We start from the raw sequence: 4,651 nt of genomic DNA on the forward strand, positions 1-4,651 counted from the left end.
GTGGCAGGCCGGCTCGTGCTCAGGCACAAGTTCATCACCGGGCTCGTCGCGATCTTCGTGGTCGCCGCCGTCGCGGTCAGCCTGGCCACCTCGGGCACCGGCGGCTCGCCGCCTGCCCCGGTGGCGGCCGGCTTCACGCTGGACTCCCTCACCGCTCCCGGCCAGCACATCACGCTAAGCCAGTACCAGGGCAAGCCGCTGATCGTGAACTTCTGGGCCTCCTGGTGCGAGCCTTGCCAGCAGGAGACCCCGTTGCTGGCGAGGTGGTACACCCGCCAGCACGGCCATGTGATCATCGTGGGGCTCGACGAGAACGACACCGCGGCGAGTGCGCTCCAGTTCGCCAAGGCCAAGGGCGTCAGCTACCCGATCGGCGTCGACCCGCAGCTCGCCGCGGCCAACGCGTACGGGGTCACCGGGCTCCCGCAAACGTTCTTCCTCAACGCACAGCACCGCATCGTGGACCACGTGCTCGGCGCGGTGACGCAGGCCGACCTGGACAAGGGCCTGCGCCTTATGCAGGCAAGCTCCTGAGACAGCAGTAAGGATCGAGGCGAAGCCGTGGATTCCCCGACGAAGACCGAGCCGCCGTTCGTGCCGCTGCGGCACACCGGCTGGGCGACGCACCGCACCCCGCTGTGGGTATTCGCCGCCGTCATCGTGCTCATCGGCGGCGTGGTGGTGGTGTCGCTGTCGCACAAGCCGTCCACGGCCCAGCGGGCCGGCGACCTGTCCGGGTACCTCAAGGACGTGAACGCGGGCATCGAGTCGTGCGCCGGCGGCACGCGGGACTCGATGACGGCTTTCAACAAGGTGCAGGCCGGCGACAAGGCCGACCTGTCCGCCGCCCTCGGCATCCTCGCCTACAACGCGCAGAACTGCTCTCCGGCCAACAACGAGCCGCTGTCGGATTTCGCCGCCTACCAGGTGACAGAGTCGCTGGCCCAGTTCCCGCTCGACAAGGCCGACAACGACGTCATTACCTGGGCGTTCCCCGACGCGCTGAACGTCCAGCAGGACATGACCGCCGTGCTGAAGGCGGGCACGCCGGCGCAGCGCGCCGCGGCCCAGGAGACGCTGACCGCGGCGCTGGCGGCGATGGACGCGCAGCGGACCGCGATCTACGGCATCTGGCGCAACGCGGAGAAGTCCGTGGGCAGCAGCGCCGCGCTGCCGTTCCTGCCCGCCTGAGCACCGGACGTCACTGGTCTCCTGCTCGCCGCCGCCCCCGCCGTCCAGCGCTATGGAAAAACAAGAAGGCATATCGAGCGGCCACCCGGGGTTGAGATTAAGGTGCGGCGGACATCAGCGTTTCTTCTCAATCCTGAGCACGCCCTCAGCTCACATTCAGGTTCGGCACGCTTACTAGAGGGCAAAGGGGACGCAGCCGGGCACTGGCCGGCGAGGAACGACGACGTACGCTGTTCACGGGTGAAGGCGAGATTATGCAGGACAACGACAGCGGTAGCGAACAGCAGGGCAGCTGGCAGCCACCGGAGTACGTCAGCCCCTGGTCAGAGGCGTCCGGCGGTAGCGCGGACGACGACGCCGAGAACGCGTCGAACGATACGGTCGCGTTCGGCCCCGGCGACCAGGCAGGGCACGCCGAGTCCCCGGCGCCCGGAGCGTCCGGGGCGCCCACTCAGCCGCAGTACGGTCAGCCGGGCTACGGCCAGCCCGGGTACGGCCAGCCAGGATACGGCCAGCCAGGATACGGCCAGTCAGGATACGGTCAGGCTGCCTACGGGCAGCCAGGATACGGCGGGCCTGGCTACGCGGCCTACGGCCAGCCCGGGTACGGCGAGCAGGGTTATGGCCAGCCGCCGCAGGGCGGTTACGGCGCCTGGGGCGGCGGTCCCGGGTGGGGCGGGTACAACACCCCGCCACCCCCGCCTCCCGGGTCGCGGTTCGGCCGTGTCCTCGCCTACGTGGCCGTCGCGGCGCTCGCGGCCGGCGTGGGCGCCGGCGCCGCGATCGCGCTGAACCACACGTCAGACCCCTCCTCCGCCCCGGCGGCCAACGGCAGCCAGCAGAATCCCTTCAGCAACGGCGGCAGCAACTTCGGTCAGGCGCCGAGCAACAACCAGAACGGGACCGGCAGCGGCGGTACCAACACCGGCACCGGCTCGCTGAACGCGCAGGCGCTGGCAGCCAAGGTCGACCCGGCCATCGTCGACATCACCTCGCAGCTCAAGTACAACAACGCCGCCGCTGAAGGCACCGGCATTGTCATCTCGCCCAACGGCCTCGTGCTGACCAACAACCACGTGATCGACGAGGCGACCAGCGTGTCCGCCACGCTGGTGGTTTCAGGCAAGACGTACACCGCGAAGGTCCTCGGCTACGACTCCACGGACGACGTGGCGCTGCTGCAGCTGCAGGGCGCCTCGGGCCTGCAGACCGCCAGCCTCGGCGACTCCAGCAAGGTCAAGGTCGGCCAGGCGGTCCTTGCCCTGGGCAACGCCGGCGGCCGCGGCGGCCTCCCCGCCACCGCGCAGGGCACGGTGCAGGGCCTGAACCGCACCATTCAGGCCAGCGACAGCGGCGCCAACACGCAAGAGACGCTGCACGGCATGATCCAGACCAACGCGCCGATCCAGGAGGGCGACTCCGGCGGCCCGCTCGTCAACTCGTCGGCCCAGGTCATCGGCATGGACACCGCGGCCGACACCTCAGGCTTCGCCCCTGACCAGTCAGAGGCCACCGCCGGCTTCGCGATCCCGGTCAACCACGCGATCTCGATCGCCAACCAGATAGCGGGCGGGCACGCCAGCTCGACGGTGCATATCGGCCTCGGCGGCTTCCTCGGCGTCACGGCCGCGGCCGCGAACGACCCGAGCGGCTGCCAGGGCAACGGCGGCTTCAGCGGCGGCAGTTTCGGCGGCGGCGGGGTCGGCGGCTACACCCCGCCGGTCAGCTCTGGCGCGCTGATCTGCCAGGTGTACCAGGGCACCCCGGCCCAGGCGGGCGGCCTGGTCAGCGGCGACGTGATCACCTCGGTCAACGGGCAGACGGTCGCCTCGTCGGACGGGCTGACCAGCCTGATGGCGGGTGACCACCCCGGCGACCAGCTGTCCATCGGCTACGTGGATGCCAACGGCACCAAGCACCAGACCAGCGTCACCCTGTCCGAGATGGCGAAGTAAGGCTCAGCAGTTTCCTTGCCAGGCCCGGCTGGGCCCTGGGCAGAGGCGGGTTCACCCGCCCAGCCAGGCGCGGAGCCGGGACTCGCACTCGGCGATCGCGGCCACCTCGACGTACTCGCCAGGGGTGTGCGCGAGGTCCGGGATACCCGGACCGTAGTTGACCGCGGGGATGCCGAGCTCGGCGAACCTGGCCACGTCCGTCCAGCCGAGCTTGGCGCGCGGCGTGCCGCCCACCGCGGCGACGAAGGCCGCGGCCGCGGGGAACGACAGCCCCGGCCTGGCGCCGCCGGCCACGTCGAGCAGCGACACCTCCCACGCCGAAAACAGGGACCGGATGTACGCCTCCGCCTCGCCGCCGCTCCGGTCCGGCGCGAACCGGTAGTTCACCGTCACCGTGCAGGAGTCGGGCACGACGTTCCCCGCGACGCCGCCGCTGATCGCGACCGCGTTCAGCCCCTCGTGGTACTCGAGCCCGTCGACGACGGGCGTCCGCGCCTCCCAGGACCGCAGCACCTCCAGGATCTCGGCCGCCTCGTGGATCGCGTTCCGCCCCATCCAGGAGCGAGCGGTGTGCGCCCGCACACCGGTCGCCGTCACCGCCGCGCGCAGCGTCCCCTGGCAGCCGCCCTCGACCGCCCCGCCGCTCGGCTCGAGCAGCACCGCGAAGTCGCCGGCCAGCAGCTCGGGAGCCGACCGGGACAGCTTGAACAGCCCGTTCCTTGCGACGTCGACCTCTTCGCACTCGTAGAACACGTAGGTCACGTCGCGGGACGGCGCGTTCGGCCGCGATCGCGTTCCGGTCAGCCCGGCGGCGAGGCGCAGCTGCACCGCCACCCCCGACTTCATGTCGGATGTGCCGCATCCAGTCAGCCGCGTACGTTCCGGATTAAAGGACGACGGGACGTTTCCTGCGAGCGGCACGGTGTCGATATGACCAGCCAGCACCACTCGTTCCTGGTGCCCGAGCGACGTGCGGGCGACGAGCGTGTTGCCGAAGCGGTCGACCGTCAGGTGCGGCAGCGGCGCCAGGGCCCGCTCGATCGCGTCGGCCAGCGGCTTCTCCTCGCCGCTGACGGAGGCGATGTCGGTGAGCGCGGCGGTCAGCGTGGCGCCGTCGGCGTCCAGGTTGAGCTCGTGGTCCATGAGGTCACACGGTAACAGCGGCTTCGCGGGCCCGGCGCTCTCGCGCGGCTCTTACGGCTCACGCAGCTCTTGAAGCTCCTGAGTGTCACGGGTCGACCCGGCCCGGTGCGAGATCGACCGCGCGGCACCGCGCAGCGCGCTGACGATCACCGCGACGGACGGCCGCGCCACGCTCGCGGTGCGCGCCACCGCGAACACGTCCCTGGCCAGGTCGAGCCCGGCCGGCAGCTCCCTGACCACCAGCCGCCGCTCGTAAGCGCCGACGGCGAGCCTGGGCATGATCGCGATGCCCAGGCCGCGGGCGACCAGGTTCGCGACCGTGCCGAGCCCCTCGAATTCCGACGGCACCGGCGGAGTCAGCC

General features: G+C 70.9%; 5 protein-coding genes. 3 read left to right on the top strand and 2 right to left on the bottom strand.

Translation table 11 applies throughout. The features are described 5' to 3' along the window. The 3 genes from WA805_RS28000 to WA805_RS28010 all read left to right on the top strand — a co-directional run. Positions 1 to 534 (top strand): TlpA family protein disulfide reductase (locus tag WA805_RS28000; protein ID WP_425243828.1); only part of this gene is annotated, 534 nt, incomplete at its 5' end. A gap of 27 nt (positions 535 to 561) precedes the next feature. After that, positions 562 to 1,191, top strand: a complete 630-nt coding sequence (locus tag WA805_RS28005) for a hypothetical protein (RefSeq protein WP_422282368.1) — start codon at positions 562 to 564, stop codon at positions 1,189 to 1,191. Positions 1,192 to 1,445: 254 nt separating this feature from the next. Beyond that, complete coding sequence (locus WA805_RS28010) at positions 1,446 to 3,146, top strand: trypsin-like peptidase domain-containing protein (RefSeq protein WP_425243829.1); 1,701 nt, start codon at positions 1,446 to 1,448, stop codon at positions 3,144 to 3,146. 51 nt (positions 3,147 to 3,197) lie between these two features. Here the strand turns inward: WA805_RS28010 and dapE are convergent, their stop codons facing one another. Together dapE and WA805_RS28020 are read right to left on the bottom strand one after the other, a co-directional pair. Beyond that, on the bottom strand, positions 3,198 to 4,289 hold the full coding sequence (gene dapE / locus WA805_RS28015) for a succinyl-diaminopimelate desuccinylase (RefSeq protein ID WP_422282372.1): 1,092 nt from the start codon (positions 4,287 to 4,289) through the stop codon (positions 3,198 to 3,200). 51 nt (positions 4,290 to 4,340) lie between these two features. After that, positions 4,341 to 4,651: LysR substrate-binding domain-containing protein (locus tag WA805_RS28020; RefSeq protein ID WP_425243830.1), on the bottom strand; the 311-nt coding region annotated here is incomplete at its 5' end.

Source organism: Trebonia sp., from assembly GCF_049794275.1.
Taxonomy (GTDB): Bacteria; Actinomycetota; Actinomycetes; order Streptosporangiales; family Streptosporangiaceae; genus Trebonia.

Excerpts from the sequence above, each read along its gene's own strand:
- WA805_RS28010 (WP_425243829.1), top strand. The coding sequence starts at position 1,446 with ATGCAGGACAACGACAGCGGTAGCGAACAGCAGGGCAGCTGGCAGCCA.
- dapE (WP_422282372.1), bottom strand. The coding sequence starts at position 4,289 with ATGGACCACGAGCTCAACCTGGACGCCGACGGCGCCACGCTGACCGCC.